Source organism: Streptomyces sp. NPDC000229 (genome assembly GCF_040300825.1).
In the GTDB taxonomy this organism is placed as follows: domain Bacteria; phylum Actinomycetota; class Actinomycetes; order Streptomycetales; family Streptomycetaceae; genus Streptomyces.
Window position 1 is genome coordinate 18,941 of sequence record NZ_JBEPEL010000065.1, and the last position, 21,266, is coordinate 40,206.

Genomic DNA, 21,266 nt, shown 5'->3' on the forward strand with positions numbered 1-21,266 from the left:
CGGACGGAGTGGTGATGTGTCCTCACGGTGGCCTCCTGGTCGATGGTTCGGGGAGAACTCCCTTCACCTGGACCAAGTCAGGCCAGACCCGCGGTTCAGACAGCGGCCATGAGACTTTGCGACGCCTTTACCATCCGCCCCGCGTGACGCGAGAAGGGCGACGCCCGGGGGTCAGTGGACCATGGGGCCGGTGTTCGTAACGTGCACCGTTTGGTTGTACCCCGTCGGCTGTCGGCCCTGAAGGACCTCCTCGCACTGGTACTTCGTCTTTCCGAAGGGCACCAGGACCGCCTTGGGGATGTTGTTGCACAGCGCGTAGTCAAGACCGGAGTTGTTGCCGAAGAGGATGCGTGCGACACCTTCGCGGGCCAGGAGACCGTCCCGAGGGAACGCCTGGTACTCCACTACGTTCTCGGACCAGCCGGTCTTCTCGCCGATGGTGACGTCCCAGACCAGTTTCACGCCCTCATAGGTGGTGGTGCAGGTGACCTTGGTGCCGCTCTTGGAGCCGAGATCCTTCGGGCACTCGCCGGTGGTCTTGCCCGGGGCGTTGGCCATCTGCAGGGTCTTCCGCTGCAGCTCGAACGCCACGTTGTCGGCGAAAGAGGCGTCGGAGGCCGGTGACGTCCCGGGTGCCGGTTCGTAGTTCCACTCTCCCGGTTTGACCAGCTTCTGCGGCAGTACGGGAGGCTTGGGCTTAGAGGTGGTGTCGTCGGAGCCGCTGTTACTTCCGCAGCCAGTGGTCAGCAGAGCCAGCGCCCCCACCGCTATAACGATCTTCGTGCGCATGGCCGCCACCCTACCGACCGCGCACCAGCCGTCGTGCGGCATCCATCCCTCACGGCACTGTCCCGGGTCGTCGCTCTCGAACGATCAGGCGTTAGCCGTGAGGCGCCGTCACGCAATGGTCTCTGCGAACGGTGACATGCGGGTCGGTCAGTTCAACTGCATACACACGTGAGGCTTGAGGCCAAACTTTGCAACCCAGCCCGTCGTCCCGGACTTCAGACCGGACTTCGACCGGTCCTGCAGGCTCACCCGGTACCAGCCGCCCTTGGCCTTGTCCGCGGTGACGTCGTCGTCGGGGTACAGCATGCCGATCGTCGTGTACGTCTTCCCCGGACCTGTGCGCAGCCGCAGCGCCTCGGTGGGGTGGTAGCCACACGAGTTGAAGGACTGCGTCAGGGCAGCAGTCGGCACGGCGGCCTGTGCCGCCGGCGCCTGCATGATGGGAAGCGTCAGAGCGGCTGCGGCCAGGACGTACGAGGTCACGTTGCGCATGATCAGCTCAACACGCCCATGCCATCCGGCGTCACGGCCTGACCGCACTCATCACCCAGGCGTGCGAGGCATGCTGGCCAACGCCCGAGGAGGAGTTCGGTCTGTTGTTGGTGCGACCGCTCGTAGCCCTGTGTGAACTGCATCACTTGCCGGTACAGGCCCGGTCTGAGGCCTGCACACCGAACGCGAAGGCTTGCCTTTCCGGTTGCTGGCCTGGCCTGCGAGTTCTGCGGACCTAAGCCTCCGGGCCATCCTCTTCCGACAGGAAAAACATTACCAGCTTTAGCCCGGAATTCTGGCAGGTGGACTTTCCTGGCGGCTGAACTCCGGTACCGTTCACCATGCCCCCTTTTTCCGGCGCCTGGCTCGTCAGGCCTGAAATGAAGGGAGGTGAACAATGGCAACCGCTGGTGCGGATCCCGAACAGGGACCTAGGCCGGCGGGGATCCTGCGTCGAGGGCGCACGGTGCTCTGTGTGCTGTGGCCCGTGGTCAAGCTTGCTTGGCACGTCTGGTCTGCGATCAGCGAGCTGTAGGCCGTGACCTGCGCAAATGCCGGTAGCCCACCTGTGAGGGTGGGCTACCTGGTGGATTCCGCCGTTGTGGGCTCCGCGCCGAGCTTTGGAAGGGCAGGTGCGGGGCCCACACCTTTTGGTGGAGTCGCAGTCATTACAGTAGCACGCGAACCTATTGGACAAGCTTCCCTGCATTACTTATGTGGGATGTCATTTACTTGCCGGTCCGACATTATTTAACGCTGCTGTCGCCGATTAGATATGCGTCGCATTACTAATGCTGGATGGTTATGCGGCTGACGTGGACGGGCTCATGGACGTTCGCATCACCGTGTCCGTGACAAGGCACGCTTCCTTCCCCGCGGGTGTGTCAGGGCACGATCCGCCGGGCAAGGAGGATCTTGCCGTGGGTCGACAGCTTGCCGACTTCCACCACACGACCTGGCCGCGGCGCGTGGACGACCAGGCCGTCACCGATGAACATCGACACGTGTTCCGGCCGTGCCGGGGAGCCGACGGTGAAGACGAGATCGCCCGGTTGCAGGGCGTTGGTCGGCACAGCCCGCCCATCGTGGATCTGCGTATACGTAGTGCGGGTGATCTCGATGCCAGCGACTCCGTAGGCGCGCTGCACCAGGGAAGAGCAGTCGCACCGGTCCCGCGGGTTGGGCCCATGCGGGTTGGTGCAGGTGCCGCCCCACTGGTAGGGGGTGCCGAGCTGGCCGAGTGCCCAGCGGATCGCATTGCGGGCCTGGACGGGTGCGGTGAGGGGGATCTGGTAGCTGTCCGGGAGGGATCCTGGCGGAATGTCACCGAAGTCAGTGGCAGGTGTCTGCGCGGGGCACGGAGCTGCGGGCCCTTGAGCGGACGGGAGACCTTGGCTGGCGGGTGCCGCACCCAGCGTAGGTGCGATCGCCTGTTGCAGGGCGGTCGCCAGGGGCTCGTGCTTGGCGTACGCGTCGGGGAAGCCGGACTTCTGCACCTTCTGGGCGGCGACGGTGAGCGGCATGTGTTCCCAGTCCTTGAGGGACTTGAGCCCGTTGTAGAACTTCGTGGAGGCGTATACCGGGTCCGTGATCTGCTCTGGAGTCCCCCACCCTTGGGAGGGGCGCTGCTGGAAGAGGCCGAGGCTGTCGCGGTCGCCGTTAGGACGGTTGATCAGTGCCGATTCCTGGAGGGCAGTGGCGAGGGCGATGACCTGCCCGCGTGCGGGCATGCGCATCTGGACGCCGGTAGCCACGATCACTTTGGCGTTGGGGATCTGCTCGCTGGGTTTGGACAGGCCGGGAACATTGATGTCACCGGTACTGCCTGCGAGGGCGGCTTGGACCTGCTGGCTGATCTGTGCGGTGTCCCCGCCCGCGCCGGCTGCACCGTTGGGGGTGCAGCCAGCGCGCTCACGGGTGGCTGCCTGGGCCTGGCGCTGGGCGAGGCCGGTGACGTGCGCGGCGATCGCTGATATCAGGATGATCGCCACCACGGTCAGGCAGATCCCGCCGCCGAGCCACCTCTTGGCCCGCTTGGTCACGACTTCTGCTCTCCTTGCTCTTCCGATGGTGGTGTGCGGCGCGGGTCTCGGTGGGCGCGGTCCAGGCGCTGCCGCAGCCGCTGCTGTCGGGCGGAGGCAGCTGGCTGGTTGCCGGCCTGGGACTGTGGCTTTCTCTGCTGGCCGGTGCGCCGGACGGACGAGGGGCGCACCACGCCGCCCTGGGCCGGGTTGTTCGCCGGCCGTACCGTTCGCGGTTGTCGGCGCCGCGGTGGCCTGGAGGGCTTGGGCGGGTGCGACGGCTTCGGCGGGTGGGAGGGCCTGGGCGGGTGAGCAGGCTTCGGCGGATGGGTGGGCCTCGGCGGCGTGCCGGTTGTGCCTGACTGGCTGCCGGAACCGCCTGGACGGCTCGGAGGACGCTGCGGGAGCCGGCCGGACGGACGCGCCGACGGGCGGGTACGACCGCGCTTACGTCCCCGTTTGATGCGGGAGGACAGCACGGTGGCACCCACGGTCCGTGGCATGGCGTATCCGAGAGCTGCGAGCGGATCGCCCTGTGCCAGGGAGACGCCCACCAGTGAGGTGCGTACGAGGGCGCGGGCGGTGTTGCGGGCGAGGTGACGCTTCTTGGCGACCGGCGTGGAGGCCGGGGTGAAGGCGGAGCCGTGGGTGCCGCCGATCCGGCCGGCGGACATCTTCGCGCGCCAGGCGGCGGCGATCTGCTTGGAGCGTGCGGCCAGCTTCTTGCGCTTCTTCACCGCGGCGATGCACACCACGTCCACGACCAGGAACCGCAGGGTCAGCTCCCGGCCCCAGTCCTCCTGGACGGGGTCGAGGAGGGCCTGCACGACGATGATGAACGTTGCCAGGGCGATGACGCTGACGAGGATCTCCCCGAGCCGGCGCATGATGGAGGCGGCCCAGTCCCACAGGAAGCCCCGGCCTGCGCCGGGGATGGTGCCGGCAATGAGGGCGGGTTCGGCGCGGATGGCGTCCCAGGCGATGCGGCACTGGGCGACGAGGAAGCTGCCGGCAAGCCCGGTGATGAGGACGCCGACGATGACGGCGGCGACCAGCAGGAAGAACGCGCCGCCGAGCTTGTCCAGGCTGGCCTTCTTGGCCGCGTCCACATCACCGGGGACGCAATTCTTCTCGAAGTCCTCCATGGGCGGGTTGCCGAAGTGGTCGATCGCCCACTGCTTGGTCATGTCGATCTGAGGGTCGTACCAGCCCGCCACGGGCAAGCCGAGGGCGAAGCGGTCGGCGAACGCGGTGAGTTTCTTCAGCTTGTTGGTACGGACGGTGATCTGCCGGTCGTAGGCGAGCTGGGCGAGCTTGGTGTCCGAGTACTCCTTGGCGCACTGGCCTTCGAAGGTCCGCCCGTACTGGAGCAGCATCGCCGGCTTGACGATGAAGGCGTCGGTCAGTGCATCGGTCAGCGGCCTGGAGAGGGCACTTGAGGTGGCCGGTGCGGCGTCCCCGTCCTCGCTCTGGCCGACGCCAGCGCCGGGCTGGGCGGGCTTGCCTGCGGGGTTGGCGTCGAGGATGACATCAGCGACCTCCAGAGCCAGGCCGCGGGTGATGGCCAGTGCTCCGGTCTCTTCGCCGAGCAGCGCCTGGGGCGGGGAGGCCAGGAGTGTGGTGGTCAGGGCGGCCAGCAGCAGGGAGAGCGCGGCATCGCCCCAACCGGCAGCCTTGTTGCCGAAGAAGATCCGGGCGACGCAGATGACGGCACACACAGCGAGGAAGAGACTGGGCAGGCCCATCTCCATGATCACGCGGGTGTGCAGTGAGTTGGCGACGGAGATGACCGGTGTCATGAGCAGCTTGGCCAGGCCGAATCCCAGGGACCAGGTGATGAACCAGCACGCGAAGGCGATGAGCCACTTGGTGAGCATGAAGCAGAACTCGGTGAGCAGGTTCTGGATGCCCAGGTCCCACTCGAAGAAGCCGCCGGTGTCGGACTTCACGGTGTAGGCGCTGATGGGCATGTTGTTGGCGTCGGTGACGTTGAAGACGCCCAGCACGCCGCCCTCGTCCGGCAGGTACTTACGCAGCCGCTCCTTTTCGGCCTCGAGGCGCGCTTCCCGCTGCGCCTCGGGAAGACGCTCGGTCTGCTCCTTGAGGAACTGCTCAAGGGCCTCCAGCTCCTCGGGTGTCGCCGTGCGCTGACCCGGTGCGGCGGGCGCTGCCGGCGAAGGGGCAGGGCTGGGTTCGGCCTGGGCCGGCAAGGAGGTGAGCAGGGTGAAGGCGGTGGCCGCGAAGGCTGCGATCAGGACGGCCAGGCGCAGCCGCGCCGGGCCGAGCAACCGCAGCCTGCTGATCGAAGAGATCCGTGGTGTCATGCCGCGGCCCGGTGGCTTGCTGGAGTGGTGTGGATGACGCGCATGACGGCGGGATCGAACGGGATGAGGACCTTCATCAGGCCGATGCGGCCGACCAGGTCGTGGTACAGGCATTCGCCGGCGCGGGCGAGGCGTTCTTCGTCTGGCAGATCCAGCGGGGAGAGCCCGGAGGTGACCAGGTCGAGCAGTTCTGGGTCTGTCTCATCCACGCCGAGGAAGGCAAGGCCCCGCGCGGCCAGGGGGCGGGTGGTTTGGCGGAACATGAAGCGGTGCGGGATGAGGCCGCGGATGATGGCGCCCTTCTCGCTGTCGGCGGGCCCGATGTCGTCCGGGTCGTGGCTGCCGACGTAGCCGGCCGCGTTGTGCTTGCGGCCATCGCGCAGCAGTTCCAGCAGCAGCTCCAAGCCCTCGTCCGAGCTGGTGAGCCACCAGCACTCGTCGAAGACTGCGACGCCGAACTCGTCCTTGCTGCGCATGACGGTTTCCCGGGCGACCGCGGCGATCAGGTACATCAGCGCCCGGCCCAGGACCTTCTCGAACTCCAGGCGCTCGATGCGGTGCTCGCTGGCAAGCTCGGACTTCTTCGGCAGCTGCAGGGCGTTGACGAGGAAGACGACGCTGTCGGCGCGGGCGGTGTCGACGATTGTCAGGGTGTCGTCGAAGACCACGGCGGCCAGGTCCTTGCGGGCCACGGCCTTGAGCTTGCGCGCCAGGGTGCGTGCGGCGGTGTCTTCGCCGCCGCGGGCGGCAAGTTCCTCCATCAGGCGACGCATGGAGGGCTCGGGCCGCTCCAGGACGCTTCCGATGGCCTCCGAGAGGGCGACGCCTTCCAAGTCCATCGGCTTCACGCCGAGCAGGAGGGTCAGGAAGGACTCGCAGAACCTGGCGGCAACCTTGGGGCTGTCGCCGACGAACAGGCGCAGCGGGTCGAGGGAGACTTCGGCGTTCTGGTCGATGCGGATGAGCTGGGTGGTGCCGGGGCAGGCCTTGGCGAAGCGGGCCCACTCCTCTTCCTTGGTGCGGTCGACGATGACGGCACGTCCGCGGCTTCCCGGCTTTCCCGGCTGGTGGCCTCGCGCGAGGACGTGGTACACGGCTGACTTCAGCCCGACGGACTTGCCCGCGCCCAGCTCGCCGATGAACGCCATCGATGCGGAGGCATTCTGCTTGGGCCCGCGGGCGGGGTCGATCAGAACCGGGCGGGCGCCGCCGGAGGCCAGTTGCAGCCCGAACAGTCCGCCGCGTTCATCCCCGAGCTGGGATCCGCACCAGGGCATGGCCATCGCAAAGTCCTGGGAAAGCAGGTACTGGGCATAGCCGGTCATCACCCCGGGGGTGCGGCAGCCGGGCAGCATGGCCTGCCACAGGTTGGTCTGCTCCCCCACCGGCCGGGCGAAGGTGTAGTCGGTGGCGCCGAAGTCGGCGGCCAGGGCGGCGGCCCGGTCCTGGGCGTCGTCCGGTGTCTGACCCCAGACGGCGAGCGTGACCATGGCCCGGATCTCCACCTCTCGTTTGGAGGAGGTCAGCCGGTCGCGGTACTCGTCGTTGTCGGCAGTGTTACGGGCGATGGAGTCCGGGGGGCCAGCCGGGTCGCCCGCATACTCAGCAGCCTGCGCCCGCAGATGCCGGGCCCGCTTGCGCGTCTTGGCTTCCGCCTTCACCCCGGGCGTGATGACCAGACGGGCGGTCCAGTCGACCGGGTAGGCCAGATCGTCCAGCTGCTGCAGGTAGGCGGCCCCCGGCAGGGCGAACGCCTCCGGCATCTCGGAGAGCGCGAGCAGTGCCTGGTAAGAGTCGCCCCACTCGCTGGAGATCTGCACATACCGGCGCTCGAAGGGATTGCCCGGCACGGCACGGCGCTCGTCGAAGTCGGCGCCGCCTTCGGCCAGCAGCAGCTCCCCCAGCGCAGCGGTCGTACGGCCGCGGCCGCGTACACCGGGCTCGGTGCCGTCGGGCAGGAAGGGTTCGGCGAGTCCGCGGCGGGCGCTGTGTCCGTAGATCCACAGGATTTCAGCCTCGGTGGCCGGCCGCATCGCCACACCGCTCGGCCACTGGGCCTGGATCCGCGCTGCCTGCTGGGTGCGCCGCTCGACCTCGCCTGTGGTGATGGGGGCGGGCATCAGGCCGAGCTGCAGCGCGACTTCCGCCTTGGCCGCGCTGAACGCGGACAGGACAGAGTCCTTGCGGGACAGCGGCGGCAGCGGCAGGGCGAGCCAGTCGGTGCGGCCGGTGAGCTCCATCTCCTCCAGCTGGTCCAGGACTGCGTGCCCGAGCTGCTCGTAGCGCGGTGAGCGGTTCAGGTCGACGTCGGCGACCATCGCGCGGACCACGGCGACCGGGTCGACCTGCGGGCACAGCGACATCAGCATCGGCTCGCCGCTGAGCGACTTGAACAGCGCCTCGAGCGCCTTCAGCCGGCGCTTCTTAGCGGTGGCCGGTGCGTGGGAGTAGTTGGCGGCCGCCACCCGCCAGATCGCCCAGGTGGTGCCGTGGGTGGTGAAGATGAGGTTGCCGGCGACATGCCGGATCGGCAGACGCATCAGTACTCCAGGTCGGTTCGGTGTGCCGCCGCGGCCGCGCGGCGGCTGGCAAGCAGCGCCTGCGTGCCGGAAGGAACCGGCCCGCTCGCGTGTACGTCGGTCCAGGCAGCCGGGGCGGCCGGTCGTGCGGACTGACCGACTGCGGGCGGGGCGGGATGTTCCTGGGCGGCGGTCAAGGTGACGGCGGTGCTGCCGCTCTCGGGGCGGGCCGGCTTGTAGGGGCGGCCGTGCAGTCGGCCCCAGCGGGGGCCGGTGAGCATGATGGCGACGCTGGCTGCGGCGGCGGCGGGGTTGCGGCCGTCGATGTGCAGGTGCCGCAGCCCGAACGCGGCACCGAACGGCAGCCCGAGCAGCACCACCGCATCCATCAGGCCATGCCCGCCCCACAGCGGCCGCGTGAGGATCAGCACGACGAAGGTGACGACGATCGCGGCCAGCTGGGTGAGCGTGTACGGGCCTCCGGGCAGGCGCAGGCTGCGGCCGGCGCCGCCAGGGACGGACCCGACGACCAGCGGGGTGCGGCGGGCCTTGGTGTAGCAGCGGCCGATCAGCTCGTCGTCGAAGACGGGTTCGGTGTGGCCGGTGCTCACTGGTCCCCCGGGTTGGTGAGCTGCCCGCCGCCGCCACCGTCGTACTTGACGATGTCTTCGGCCGTCTTCTGCTGAAGCTGGTCCATGTTGGCGGATCCGCCCCAGACGATGGCGGCGAAGATCACAGCCATGATCGTCGGGCCGGGGGCCTTGGTCTTGACCCCGACGATGAACACGAACGCTCCGCACAGCGCGGGGATCGCGACGTTGAAGATCAGGTCCTTGATGTCGCTCCCAATGCCGGTTCCGGTGTCGATCCAGCCGGCAGCAAGGGTGACGGTCTCATGCATGAGGACTCTCCTTCTCAGGGCGTGGGGGTGGCAGCGGCGCTGGGGCCGGCAACCGGTGGTGCAGGGACGGGCGCGCCGTCGAGGCTGGCGATCTCCCAGCGGCCGGCTCGGGCCTTGAGAGTCAGGGCGTAGGTGAGCGGCACGCGCACGGTGTCGTGGCCGGTGGCGCGCAGCGCGACCAGCAGCCGGAGCCGGGTGCCGTCGCCCGGCACCGTGGTGACGGGCGCGGCACTCTTCTCGCCCTCGATGGCCAGCTGGTCGACGGCGACGCCGGTGTAGGGCGCAGGGGTGATGGCCGTGAGCTGGGTGCCAGGGGCGAGGTAGCGGTCCAGCTGCCCGGTGCCGGTGAGGTAGGCGGTGAGGAATTCCGTGACCGCCTGCGTACGGGGATCGGTGGGCAGAGCGGGCCGCATCGGCCCGTACACGAGGTCCGGCGCCTCGATGCGTGCCGGAGCGCCGACTTCAGCCGGCATGGCGAGCGCCGTGTAGCCGGTCGCCCCTCCCCCGACAGGTGCACTGGCGACGGGAACCTGGAAGAACCGGATCGTCCCGCCTGTCCTCACATCCGCCTGAGCGGCCGGACGCTGCTGGGCCGGCGATGGCTTGGAGTCCTTCTCAGTGATGCGGGCGGCGACCGTCACAGCCCAGACACCGGTGGCGGTCTGACGCAGGCGTACGACGGTCAGCTGCTCACCCATCCGGCGGCCCGGTGTCCCTTCGAGGCGGGCACTCGTGGCCGCGGGGTAGTAGGCGGCGAGCTTTTTCTGGTCGCCCTCCCCCGCCGAGATGTAGTCGGCGACGAACAGCTGGGCGAAGCCCGCCGCTCCTTGGCCGCCCGTTGCCACCGGCGCCGCGGGGGCCGTCTTCACCTCACCCGAGGGCGCTTTCGACGGAACGGCCAGGTACGCCGCCACGCCGAGCAGCGGGCCGAGCAGGAGCAGCCCCCAGGCCGCCCACCGGAAGATGGCGGCTGTGTTCGCCTGGGCGCCGGTCGACCAGCCGCCGAGCGCGGGGGGTTCCTCGTCGATGTCCCACTCCCCCATCTCCTCGAGGTCCGGCTGCTGGTCGGGGGCTTCCTTGGCGGGGCGGCGGGTCAGCAGGTGCTTCATGCCGCACCCCCGAACGGCAGGAGGTTGTGACCGGCCAGCTCCGTGATCCGGTTGCGCAGCTCTGCTTCCGGGCGCTGCTGCAGCGCAGCGAGGGAGGCCAGGACGTCGTCGGCGTCTTCAGCGAGGAAGGCGCGCAGCCGGTCGTGGGTGCGGGTGTCGAAGGGCTGGCAGACCAGGGCGGCGCCCAGTTGGATGAGCAGACGCTGGGCGCGGGTGACGCGCTCTTCGTCGGCGTCCAGGTGCGCCTTGGTCGTCTTGGGCATGCGGATCTCCTCATCGGGCTGTGGGCGGGCGGGAGCGGGAGACAAGTCGGGGTCATGCCGCGGGCCTCAACTGGAGTGAGGCGGCCAGGCGGGCCACGGCGCGCGATCGGCGGCGCTGCCAGGCGCCCGGCGTCGTGCCGGTCCGGGCAGCGGCCTCGGCGTCGGGTACGGCGGCGGTGTAGTGCCAGGCGATGGCTCGGCCGTCGGCCGGTGTGAGGGCGCCGGATTCCATGGCGTCCACGACGAGCTCGAGCAGCTCCAGGCGGGCGCTGGTCGCCTCCGCCTCGCAGGCCGGCCCGGCGGAGGTCAGGCCGGCGGCCGTGGCGGCGGCACGGACCTCTGCTTCCTCGGCCATCCGGGCCGGGCCGGGGGCGCGGTCGGGCAGGTCCTCGGCGGCCGCCAGGTCCTCGCCGCGGGCTTCCCGGTCGGCGGCCAGCTCGGCACAGACATAACGAAGCGTGTCCAGAGCGAGGTTCGCGGCGGGCCGTCCGGGCCGGGTGTGGATCCGGCCGGAGCGCGCTACTTCGAAGAGAGCGGCCACCGTCACGGCGGCGACGTCGTCGAAGGACCGGCCACCGAAGGGGCGTACCTGGCCGCGGGTCATACGGACGGCGGCCGGGATCATCGCCTGGACGATGATGCGGGCGGCGAGCGTGGCCGATCGGTCACGGCCGGCCGCACGGCGCAGCAGGGCGCGCAGTATGGCGTCGGTCAGGTCGTCGGTCAGGCGGCCATTGCCGGGCCGGAGCGCGGCGAGCAGCTGCGCCGGGCCGATGGTACGTACCCAGGAATCGGTCACGGCGGCGACGTCGTCGGCCAGACGATCGGCCGCCAGCCAGTCGGCCACCGCCGCCTGGACGTCGGCGTCGGCGCACAGCGCTGCCCAGTCCGCGTCCAGGCGGTGAAAGATCCCGCCAGCGGTGTGGGCGGGGTGCTGTACGTCGTGCACGGCACGTCTCCTTTCGGATCTCGTGCCGTGAACTCTCCTCAAGCCGGCTTGCCCGAAGGCTTGCCCAGCGCACTAAAAGAGCAGGTGATGGGCTTGCCGATGCGTCGGGCAAGCCCATCGTGGCCGATTGGGCAAGCCTGCCGTGGTGGTCGGCAAGCCCGCTGTGACCGGTCCATGCAACCCTCGGCAAGCCTGAGTGGGAGGTGGGCAAGCCTGTTCGGGCCGAGGCTGGATGGGGTCAGCGCCAGGAATGGATCGGTCACGACGTAGGCGTGGCCGATGAGCGGCGGATCGGCCATGGCCGATGGCCGACGAGTGTGAGACCGGCCATCGGTCACGGGCTGGCCGAATCGGCCACGGGCGGTCGGCCATCGGTCACGGCCGCCAGCCATCGTGTGAACGAGCCATGGCCGGCGCGCCCCAGGCGTGCCGGTGGCCGATGACCGGCTCGGTCATCGGCCACCGTTGAAGGTTTCGGTCAGGTCCGGACGGACCTGAGGTGCGCGCGGCCCTGCTGCCGGCGCTGCTCGTCCAGATACTCGGTGGCCTTGTCGAGGCGACGCTGGCCGGTGCGGGGGGACAGGCCAAGGCGGCGGGCGACTTCGGCGCCGGAGAGCTTCTGCCCGGCCTCCTCCGCCTCGATGAGCCACTCGGCGACGGTCACAATCTGTTGCTGAACGGGATCCAGATCGGGCTCGTCGGTCTGCTGCTCAGGCAGTCGCGCTGCCGCTGCTCCGGTGTCGGTGACGGTGGACTCCAGGATGGTCTGCTCAGCGGAAGCAGGCTCCGCCAGCCGCGCGGAGGGAAGGTCCAGGGACGTCTGCTGAGGCACTCCCCCACCGGCCCGGCGCTCGTCGGCCATTGCTGCGGTCGGCGTCGGCACCGGCTCACGGACGTACGGCTCGGCGTTGACCGGGGCTGCCGGCGTGGCGAAGGGCTGGGGCGTGGACGGCTCGAAGAACGGGTGCGGCTCGGCGATGGCCTGGCGCTCCGGGCTCTCGGCCGGGCTGGTAGGGACGCCGGTCTCGTCGGTCACGGCCGGCGCGTCTGGCCGGTCATCGGCCACCGGCTCCGCGGCCTGTTCGGCTGCGGCGGCGTCCTGTGGCAGTGCTGCTGGCTCGGTATCCAGCACGCGCGTCTCGGCCTGGGGGTCCCCGTGCCCGGCAGCTTCACTCTGACCGGCATCCAACGCCCGCTGGTGCTCACCAGCCACCAGCTCCGTCGCCACCTCGTCGGTGGCACGCTCCACCGCCACGGCGGTGCTCAGAACCAGGCCGGCCTCCTCCAGGACGTGCGGGGCGGTCTGGGCGAGCGGCACACCGTATCGGGCGAGCCGCAGCGGCATCAGTGCCTCCACCGGGGCCTTGCGACGCCACCGGCGCCCGTACTGGGCCTGCAGCTGCGCCTCGTAGACGAGGCGGTGCTGCTCCAGTTTCACCGCCTGTTCGTAGGAGCGGATCTCCCACAACTTCATGCGGCGCCACAGCAGGAAGGTCGGCAGCGGGGAAAGCAGCCAGCGAGTGAGACGCACACCCTCCATGTGCCTGTCGGCGGTGATGTCGGCGATCCGGCCGATCGCATGCCGTGCGGCCTCCACCGAGACCACGAACAGGATCGGGATGACGGCGTGCATCCCGACGCCGAGCGGGTCGGGCCAGGAGGCCGCGCCGTTGAAGGCGATCGTCGCGGCGGTCAGTAGCCACGCCGTCTGGCGCAGCAGCGGGAAGGGGATGCGCAGCCAGGTCAGCAGCAGGTCGAGGGCGAGCAGGACACAGATGCCGGCGTCGATGCCGATGGGGAAGACCAGCGAGAAGTCGCCGAAGCCTTTCTGCTCGGCGAGCTCGCGGACGGCTGCGTACGAACCGGCGAACCCGATCGCGGCGATGATGACCGCGCCGGCGACCACCACGGAGATCAGGACACGGTGCGCCCGGGTGAGTACCGGCTTCGTCGTCTTCGCGGTCACGTGCTGCCGCCCCTCCTACATCAGCTTCATCGCCTGAGCGGCTTTCACACTCTCACGCTCCGCTGACGGTTGGCCCGGTTCGGGAGCGCGGAAGCGCGATCGTCAACGAAAAGTGATCACTGGCAGGGGCGCGGCGACGCCCCTGGCGGCTTTACGCCGTAAAGAACTCCGGCCCCGCGGCGAAGGCCGCGGGGCCGGGAGGGGACTGCTTTACGCCGTAAAGACGTCAGCGGTACAGCTTCATCTGGCGGCCGATCTTGGTGTAGGCCACGGCTGCATCGCACTTGGGGTGATAGAGGGTCACCGGCTGCCCAGCCGTGTACGCCTCGGGCACCTTCACGTCGTCGCGGACGGTCGGCTTCACCGCCAGTTCGCCGTAGGCCTCGCGCACCTGGGCTTCGATGTCGGCGTACACCTTGCCCTGGGAGTTGTTGGTGACGCCTTCGCCGATGACGACCCAATCCAGACCGTTCCGCATACCCATGTGCCCGTAGGCCGCGTGGACCTCGGTGATTTTGTCCTCGAGCTCGGTGAGGCCTCGGGCCTCCTTCTCCTGCGACTTGGTGCAGCCGACGATCTCGTCTCCGGCGATCAGTGCCCCTATGGTTGCCAGCTTCACGTCACCCGGGCAGTCGATGCCGATGATGTCGAACCGGCCCCGCAGCTGGGGGAGCAGGCGGAAAAGCCACAGCTCACGGGCGGTCATGCCAGCCAGCTTGAACTCGAGCGTGTCCAACTTCTTGGACTCCAGCACGACCCACAGGTTCTTGATCGGTTCGCCGGTCTTGGTGTTGCGTGCCGGCACGGCCGCCTCATCGAGGGTGCACACATCGTCGATGACGTCGTGGAGCGTGGGCAGTTCCTCGTCGCCATCGGGGTCGTCGTAGCCGAGGAGGCGCGAGACGTCCCGTTGCTTGTCCATGCCGAGGATGCAGACCTTCTTGCCGCGTGACGCGGCCGCGTACCCGAGGGCGGCGGCGGCAGTCGTCTTCCCAGAGCCAGCGGAACCGTTGGTGAAAGTCAGGACGCGGGTCTTGCGGTCGGTGTCCTCGGGGAGAGCGAAGTGGTCAGTAGTCACGATCGTCTCCGGTCTATGCCGTCACGGCGGGCGCGTCGTCATCGGCGGGCTGGTAGTCGGCATACGTCGCCAGCCAGTCCACGAATGCACGGGCGTGGGCCGTGTCGCTGCCGTTGGTGTGTGTCATGTGGAGCTCGCAGTGGGCGAGCGACAGGGCTAGGGCGGCCTGCTGTTGCCGTTCCGTGCCGTCCTCGCCGGGCAGGGCAGAAAGGTGCAGTGCCGACGCGCCGATGCCAGCCTCGGTCAGCCAGTGAGACGCCAGCGCCACGGCCTCGTCCGGAGCAACAGGGGATTGCAGGGCAATGATGTGCGCCCGAGCGGCGTCGCCAGCGGCGGTGGCGATGGCCATGGCACAGGCTTCCCGCCTCGCCTTGGCTTGCGGGTCCAGCTCGGTTGTCCCGGCGCCTGAACCGCCCTGGGCGGGCACCCTCTTCTTGGCTGTTTTGCCCTTGTCCTGCTTCTTGGCCGTGGGGTCGGCAGCGCGCTCAGCGGCCAGGCGGCGCTCGGCCTCCCATGCCTTCAGCTGCTGCTCCCGGTCCTTGATTTTTCCAAGGTCGCGGGCCAGTTCGATAGTCATGCCCTCGGCGCGGGTCTCCAGCGCCTTTCGTACTTCCGGCTGCAAGTTGTGGAGCCGGCGACGCTGCGAGACCCAGCCAGGGGTCTTGCCCAGCTGCTGAGCGACGGCGTCATACGTGCCGAGGACATCCTTGAGTTCCTCGATCGTGGCGAGCTCTTCGAGCGGCTTGAGTTCTTCCCGGGCCAGGTTCTCTGTCGCCGCAGCGATGAGAATGTCCCGGCGGGTTTGAGCCTTGGTATTGACCAGGATCGGCAGCTTCTCGAGGCCCGCGTGGCGCGCTGCTGCGAGGCGGCGGTTACCTCCGATGACGACGAAGCGGGCCGTGCCGATGTCGTCCTCATGCTCGGGGAACGCGGCCCGGAAAGTTTCCGCGGGGATCACGGCGCAGGACTGCAGCACGCCGACCGTTGCGTACGTGTCCGCGAGCCCTTCGATCTCCTCGAGGGCCTCGCGAGCGTTGCGGGGGTTGTGCGCGAGCTCGGTGATGGCGATCTCAGCGCCGCCAACGGCGCCGCTGACGGCTGCTCGGCGCTGTTCTTCCTTCCTCCTCCGTCGCTCCGCTACGGAGAGTCCGTCGTTCTGCGCGCCGGCCATTCGCCGCTCCTGGGGGTGGTGCTGATGATTGAGTCTCGGGCTGGAGCTTAACGAGTGCAGCGCCACCCTGACCGCACCCCCCGGCTCTTTACGCCGTAAAGATGCCTCACCGGCTTGGCGCCCGCCGCTTGGGCTGAGAGGCAACGAGGGTCCTGCCGTCGCCGCGGCAGGGCCCTCGTCTGTGCGGGCCACCCGTACGGAGCACTCAACGCCGGTTCAAAGCGGGCGAGATGCCCTGTGTGGCGCTCTGACGGCTTGCCAAGGGTTCTAGCGTCACGCCATACCGGCGACTTGGAGATAGGTCGCCTACGCCGCCTTTCTGTGGGTCGCTTTTTGGGTGGGTTGCTCTATTTCACCGTTTCCGCCCTGCGTGGCGACCAGTGCGGGGTCGGCTTCACGCCAGGGCGGCGAGCGGTGAGCGCTGGCCCTTGCTGACAGCCTGCAACTTTTCCCAGTCGACTTCGGGGTGGGCGGCGGGCAGGGCGTCGATGTCGGCGGTGCGGAACATGGGCACATTGACTGCGCCGGCCCGTGACGTGCCGAACCGCACCTCGCGCCATTCGGCGGGCTTCACCCAGGACAGGCGCAGCATGTGGTCGAAGTCGGTGCGCCGCACACCGAGGCGCTCGGCGGCCTGATTGGGGCCGAGCGGTGCATCGGCTGCGACCAGGTCCGGCAGGTCCTCACGCTGGCATACGGCGTCCACCTGGTCGGGATTGAGCAGCACACCGTCGGGATTGGCGGTGAGGTCCTTCAGTAGCCCGCGGTCGATGAAGCGGTGGACCACGAAGGTGCCGACGTTCGCCTTCTCGCCGGGCTGGTTCGGGGTGCCGAGGGCGTCGGCGATCCGGTCCGCGGCCACGCCGCCTGAGATCGGCTCGCGGGGGAGCGAGGCTTGGATGACATCGGGGTCCATGGCCTCTACGGCGGCCCGCGACCACTGGCCGGCACCCGCGTCGGGGGCCGGGATGACGCCGCTGTGACGGGCCCAGCGGAAGGCGGCGGCGGGGACGCGCAGGCGCTTGGCTGCCTGGCTCTCGTCGTACTCGGTGCGTCGTGCCATGGGGTTTCCCTCTCTTTCACGGTCGCCTCGAAGTAGGCGGACAGAACATGACAGAACGTTCTGAAAGGTGTCAAGAGCCCGTAAACGTGGGTTAGTTGGGCTTGCTCTTTTAGATCCGCGCCCGCGTACACGAAGAGAAATCCACTCGCTCGGGTGACAACGGCGGGGCCTCTGCCCTGCCACGACTGGCCGGCGAAAGGCGCCGACCGCCGACATGACAGCGGGCCGCACAGATCTGTGCGGCCCGCTGCGGCTCTGCTTCCGGAGGCCTGGCTTACGAGGTCTCTTCTGGTTCCACGGCGGTCTCCGTCATCGGTACGCCTCCCAGCAGTTCGTTGTCCTCGTCTCGGTGCTCAACAGCATGGCGGCCACCGCTGTCACTGCCGGGCCGACGCGTCGGCCGGCCCCTGCTGGGCAGCCACTTCGCGCAGCGCGGCGGCGGTGAGTGCGATGAAGCCGGCGATGGCCCGAGGGTCGTCCCGGAGTTCGTACACGATGTCGAGCATCCGCTCCCGGCCCGGCGCTCCGTACGGCACCTGCTCGAGCACGCGCCGGACCGCCGCGCGGGCCCGGCCGGTCCCGGCGACCTGGTCCTCGACGTTGCGCAGCTCCTCGGCGAGTCCGCTTCCGAACAGGGCCCGCTGGTCTTCGGCGGCGGCCAGGACGGTGAACGCGTCGGCGTCCTCGGGGACCAGGCGGTCCAGGTCCGGGACGCCGTCAGGGGTGCGCAGGTGGACCGGGCAGTCCTCGAAGACGATGACAGCCAGGCAGAACTGGGCCACGTGAAGGGTGTGGAAGGGCGAGAAGTCCGCGGCGTGCGCGGCGAGCACCGGCAGGCCGGCCGTCAGGGAGGCATCGGGCCGGGACTGGGCGAGGCTGTAGTCGACGGCGCGCTGCTGCACGATCGTCCAGTAGGGGTTCACCAGCGCTCTCCGTCCCACTCGTCGTCATAGTCGGCGTACAAGCCGGTGTCGTCCGGGGCGTTCATCATGACCACCGCATCCCGAGGGACGACAGTTCCCTCACCCGCTCGGGCGCCAGTTTGTCGCCCTTCACGCGCTGCTGACTGATCCAGGCACCTAGCCGTACAGCCTCGCCGTTGATGTGCTCGGTATGGCTGCGAGGGACTTCCAGGTGCCCCTCGCGCTCGTGGTACTGCCGTGCGGCGGCCAGGTTCTGGGCCAACATCTCGGCCCGGGTGCGCTTGGCCGGCGCGGCGGTGATGTTCAGCATGCTGGTGAGCATCCATTGCTGGGTCGCGGTCAGCTTGGTGAACCCGGCGCGCTGCGCGGCGGCCCACTTGCCCAGGTCCTCTCCGTCCGCGATGGCCACACCGGCCTTGTCGGGCAGAGTGCCGCCGGCCTTGATGTGCAGCCAGGCGAGCCGGAACGCGCGTTGCCAGTCGATGCTCCAGGCCGGACACCAGCCGGGGTCGATGTCCTCCAGCGCCTGGCGCCGCTCGTCGGACAGGGGTGCGGCGCCGCCTTGCGGCTCGGGCAGGCCCTCGGCGCGGCAGCGTTCGAGCTCGGCGGCCCGGCGCGCGGCCGCCCGCTGGTTCTTCAGCCAGCGCCCTACCGGGTACTCGCCGACGACTGCGTTCACGGGTGCGGCGAGGCCCACTTCGTGCTCGTCGGCCCAGGCGGCAGCTGCGGCCAGGCCCTCTTCGAAGCTGGCGTCGAAGTGTGACCACACCATGCCGAGGGCCTGGAGCTGGGCCACGCGGTCGGTGTCCAGGCGGCCGGCGTTGTAGTGCCGGCGGCAGTCGGTGAGCCACACACCCAGGGGGAAGTCGGCCGGGGACCAGTCGGCGGGGGTGCGGTAGCCGTAGGGCACGCGCAGGTCCTGGTGCTCGGCGGCGTAGCGCTGGGCGGCCTGGATGCCGCGTCGCCAGTGAACCCGCTCGGGGTTGAGCACGCGCAGCTCGATGAATGCGGCCAGCTGGCGTGCGTCGCGCGGCGCGGAGAACCGCAGCAGGTCCTTGGCGGGGCGGCTGACGGCCGGTGTCTCGTTGCCGTCGGCGGCCTGGTCCAGGTCCTCGTCGACGTGGGGGGTCTCGTCGCGGGGCTCGGGGACGCGGGTGCGGGAGTTGCCGGGGTCGGTGAGCTTTTCGATGCGGGCGTCGTGGGCGCGCAGAGCGGCGAGCAGCTTGGCCAGACCGTTGTACGCGGGGGAGGTGAGCATGGCGTCCGGCTTCTCGCCGGGGGCGAGGAATGCGGGGACGACGAGGGTGGCGATCTTCCCTTCGCCGGGGTGCATGCGCAGCGCACGGCCGACGGCCTGGACCAGGTCGGGCATCGAGCCGCGGACGTCGCAGAAGATGACGGCGTCGCATTCGCGGGTGTCGACGCCCTCTCCGAGGACCTTCACTGATGAGATCAGCCTCAGCCTGATCTCGGTGCTGTCGTCGGTCGTCTCGGCGGCGAACTGTCCGAGTACGCTCCGCCGGTGGGCGGGCTTGTGCTCGCCGTGCAGCCACTCCGCCCACACCTCGGTCTCGCCCGGGTACAGGTCGGGAGCCTCGGCATGCAGTTCGCCGGCCTTGCTGGGCAGGCCCAGGGCGAAGGCCTCGGCCTCGGCGACGCGCTGGTGGAAGGAGAGCACGCGGCGCAGGTCTTCCTTCGCCGTCACCTTCAGCGTCGCCGCCTGCAGCGCGCCCAGCCGCTTGCCGCGTACCTCTTCGCTGCCGTCGCCGGCGGTGAGCAGCGCCGAATTCAGTGCCGGGTCCTGCACGTCAACGACCAGCACCTGGTACGGGGCGACGATGCCCCGCTCGATCGCTTCTTCCAGCGAGAGGTGAAACGCGACCCTGCCGAACAAGCCTTCGGGGTCGTCCAGCATCGAGGCGACCAGCTCGCCAGGGCCTCGGCGGCCGCCGGGCTCGTCGTCATCGGCCTCTCCGGCCTGCCACACGCGGGGCGTGGCGGTCATGTGGAGGCGCCGTTCGGCGGGGATGCGGGTGTTGTCGTGGACGACGGCCCAGGGCTTGCCGATCCGGCCGGAAACCCGGTGCGCCTCGTCCACGATGATCAGGTTCCAGGTCCTCAGGCCCGCCGTGTGGGCTTTCTCCAGGAACCCCAGGCCGAGGGAGGCGTAGGTCGCGAACACGGTGATGCGGCCGGGCCCGCGAGTGAGCTTGACCAGCTCGTCGGCGTCGGTGGTGTTGGGGAATCCGACCTCGTCCGACTTGAGGGAGGAGACCCCGAAGAACGGCCCGGGCCGGCCTCCGTCGCGCCAGGCTCGGACGGTCTGCTCCAAAAGGTCGAGCGAGGGAACCAGGACCAGGACGCGGTCGGCGTTGAGTTCTTCGGCGGTGTGCACGGCCACCAGCGTCTTGCCGCTGCCGGTAGCCATGATGACCTGGGTCCGCAGGCCTGCCGGCGGCAGCGGCGTGCTGGCCGCCAGCTCGAGCTCGCGCACCGTGGCGACGACCGCCTCGGCCTGGTGCTCCCGCAAGGGCTTCAGCATCTTTGTGTCTCTCACTCTCTGCGCGTTGGATGAGGCTTCCAGGTAGGGGTGGTTGTCGTCCAGCTCACCCCAGGGCTTCGCGTACAGCGGGGCGGGAAGCGGCGGACGGATCAGCGGTGGTCGCCGCCGACAGTGCGGATGTCGGTGAATCCCTCGTCGGCGAGCAGCGGCACGGCGGCCTCGGTCTGCTCGTGCTGCTGGCGCAGGACGGGGGAGGGGACGCGTCGGTTGGCCGGTCGTCGACTGTTGCGGGCCTCGCAGGTGTACAGGCAGGTCAGGAAGACGACGGCTGCGGCGGGTCGGCCGTGCTGCCGGGCGTGGTGCACCAGGCCGCGCCGGACGCGGGCTTCGACATTGGTGGAGTCGACAACCGTGGTGAGGCCGCGCGTCAGGCGAGCGGAGATCAGCAGGTCCTGCAGGGCGACCGCTTCCCGGGTAGCGGACTGGTCGCCGGCGTCGTCTTCCCCGTTTGATTGGCGTGTTGAAGCGGATCGAGCAGGGGTGGATAAGTGCTGCAACGCTCTCACCCAGCGGCACACCGACCTGAAGGCGGAGTTCTACGAGCAGGTTCGGGCCCGGGGAGGGACGCCGGACAGCGAGCGGCGTCTGCGTCAGCAGGTCCAGCGGCTCAAGGAGCTTAGGCAGCCGACGCAAAGGAGATCACCCAGCTCAAAGCTGATGTCGAGGCACTGGTGGGTGCGCTGCACCAGGCCACGGTGGAAAACAGCCACCTGCACCGGCAACTCGCCGATCGGCGTGCACATGCGAGTGTGCGCGTGCTGCCGACGCAGACGACGCCATAAACCCCACCGTGTTGGAACCGGCAGTGTCGCGAACCGGTCCGATGGCTGTCACTTCCCGGTCGCGCCGGGCTCCCCGCGAATGGATTCCTGGTAGGCATCCGCGTAGGTGGGAGAGTCCTTGATCAGGTCGTCGCAGAACGCGGCGACGTCGGTACCGATGAGTTCCACAACTCCCTTGCCTGCGGCGACGCCCTCCTCGAAGAAGTCGACGATTCCAGAGAGGAGGGACCCGTCGGACAGGCTGACCGGTCCGACCTTGAACAGGTACTTCTGCATCTCCTTGTAAACGATTTGGTAGTCCGGCGGGAGTGCCTTGACCCGGGCCACGTGCGCCCGCCACTGTTTCTTGCCTT

The 21,266-nt window shown here is 69.3% G+C and carries 18 protein-coding genes; all 18 read right to left on the minus strand.

The window, feature by feature from the left end:
* Nucleotides 1-171 precede the first annotated feature (171 nt).
* Nucleotides 172-789 (minus strand): hypothetical protein, encoded by a 618-nt coding sequence (locus tag ABT360_RS26235; protein WP_351821275.1) that lies wholly within the window; start codon nucleotides 787-789, stop codon nucleotides 172-174.
* Between the two features lie 147 nt (nucleotides 790-936).
* Nucleotides 937-1,281: an SH3 domain-containing protein gene (locus tag ABT360_RS26240; protein WP_351821278.1), complete on the minus strand. Its 345-nt coding sequence runs from the start codon at nucleotides 1,279-1,281 to the stop codon at nucleotides 937-939.
* Nucleotides 1,282-2,165: 884 nt separating this feature from the next.
* Nucleotides 2,166-3,323 carry a C40 family peptidase gene (locus tag ABT360_RS26245; protein WP_351821281.1) on the minus strand — a complete coding sequence of 386 codons (1,158 nt, stop codon included), beginning with the start codon at nucleotides 3,321-3,323 and terminating at the stop codon, nucleotides 2,166-2,168.
* Nucleotides 3,320-5,626 carry a hypothetical protein gene (locus ABT360_RS26250; protein WP_351821284.1) on the minus strand — a complete coding sequence of 769 codons (2,307 nt, stop codon included), beginning with the start codon at nucleotides 5,624-5,626 and terminating at the stop codon, nucleotides 3,320-3,322. The genes ABT360_RS26245 and ABT360_RS26250 overlap by 4 nt, the downstream gene beginning before the upstream one ends.
* Nucleotides 5,623-8,166, minus strand: a complete 2,544-nt coding sequence (locus tag ABT360_RS26255; protein WP_351821287.1) for an ATP-binding protein — start codon at nucleotides 8,164-8,166, stop codon at nucleotides 5,623-5,625. Before ABT360_RS26255 ends, ABT360_RS26250 begins: the two co-directional genes overlap by 4 nt.
* The gene (locus ABT360_RS26260; protein WP_351821290.1) at nucleotides 8,166-8,756 is read right to left on the minus strand and encodes a hypothetical protein; all 591 of its coding nucleotides are present in this window, start codon (nucleotides 8,754-8,756) and stop codon (nucleotides 8,166-8,168) included. Before ABT360_RS26260 ends, ABT360_RS26255 begins: the two co-directional genes overlap by 1 nt.
* Nucleotides 8,753-9,046, minus strand: coding sequence for a hypothetical protein (locus ABT360_RS26265; RefSeq protein WP_351821293.1), 294 nt, complete (start codon nucleotides 9,044-9,046; stop codon nucleotides 8,753-8,755). The genes ABT360_RS26260 and ABT360_RS26265 overlap by 4 nt, the downstream gene beginning before the upstream one ends.
* A gap of 14 nt (nucleotides 9,047-9,060) precedes the next feature.
* Nucleotides 9,061-10,155, minus strand: coding sequence for a conjugal transfer protein (locus tag ABT360_RS26270; RefSeq protein ID WP_351821296.1), 1,095 nt, complete (start codon nucleotides 10,153-10,155; stop codon nucleotides 9,061-9,063).
* Nucleotides 10,152-10,418, minus strand: a complete 267-nt coding sequence (locus ABT360_RS26275) for a hypothetical protein (protein ID WP_351821299.1) — start codon at nucleotides 10,416-10,418, stop codon at nucleotides 10,152-10,154. Before ABT360_RS26275 ends, ABT360_RS26270 begins: the two co-directional genes overlap by 4 nt.
* A gap of 52 nt (nucleotides 10,419-10,470) precedes the next feature.
* Complete coding sequence (locus ABT360_RS26280; RefSeq protein ID WP_351821301.1) at nucleotides 10,471-11,367, minus strand: hypothetical protein; 897 nt, start codon at nucleotides 11,365-11,367, stop codon at nucleotides 10,471-10,473.
* Between the two features lie 478 nt (nucleotides 11,368-11,845).
* Entirely contained in the window at nucleotides 11,846-13,333 is a 1,488-nt protein-coding gene (locus tag ABT360_RS26285; RefSeq protein WP_351821304.1) for a DUF2637 domain-containing protein, read from the minus strand.
* Nucleotides 13,334-13,559: 226 nt separating this feature from the next.
* Nucleotides 13,560-14,411, minus strand: a complete 852-nt coding sequence (locus tag ABT360_RS26290) for a ParA family protein (protein WP_351821307.1) — start codon at nucleotides 14,409-14,411, stop codon at nucleotides 13,560-13,562.
* Nucleotides 14,412-14,424: 13 nt separating this feature from the next.
* Nucleotides 14,425-15,582 (minus strand): ParB/RepB/Spo0J family partition protein, encoded by a 1,158-nt coding sequence (locus ABT360_RS26295; RefSeq protein WP_351821310.1) that lies wholly within the window; start codon nucleotides 15,580-15,582, stop codon nucleotides 14,425-14,427.
* 394 nt (nucleotides 15,583-15,976) lie between these two features.
* Nucleotides 15,977-16,645 carry a hypothetical protein gene (locus tag ABT360_RS26300; protein WP_351821313.1) on the minus strand — a complete coding sequence of 223 codons (669 nt, stop codon included), beginning with the start codon at nucleotides 16,643-16,645 and terminating at the stop codon, nucleotides 15,977-15,979.
* Nucleotides 16,646-17,022: 377 nt separating this feature from the next.
* Nucleotides 17,023-17,568: a hypothetical protein gene (locus ABT360_RS26305; RefSeq protein WP_351821316.1), complete on the minus strand. Its 546-nt coding sequence runs from the start codon at nucleotides 17,566-17,568 to the stop codon at nucleotides 17,023-17,025.
* Nucleotides 17,569-17,632: 64 nt separating this feature from the next.
* A complete protein-coding gene (locus ABT360_RS26310; RefSeq protein WP_351821318.1) occupies nucleotides 17,633-20,110 on the minus strand; it encodes a DEAD/DEAH box helicase in 2,478 nt (825 codons plus the stop codon).
* A 110-nt stretch (nucleotides 20,111-20,220) separates the two neighbouring features.
* On the minus strand, nucleotides 20,221-20,649 hold the full coding sequence (locus tag ABT360_RS26315; RefSeq protein WP_351821320.1) for an AAA family ATPase: 429 nt from the start codon (nucleotides 20,647-20,649) through the stop codon (nucleotides 20,221-20,223).
* 312 nt (nucleotides 20,650-20,961) lie between these two features.
* Nucleotides 20,962-21,266, minus strand: a 305-nt coding sequence (locus ABT360_RS26320) for a DUF1048 domain-containing protein (protein ID WP_351821323.1), incomplete at its 5' end; no start/stop codon positions are given.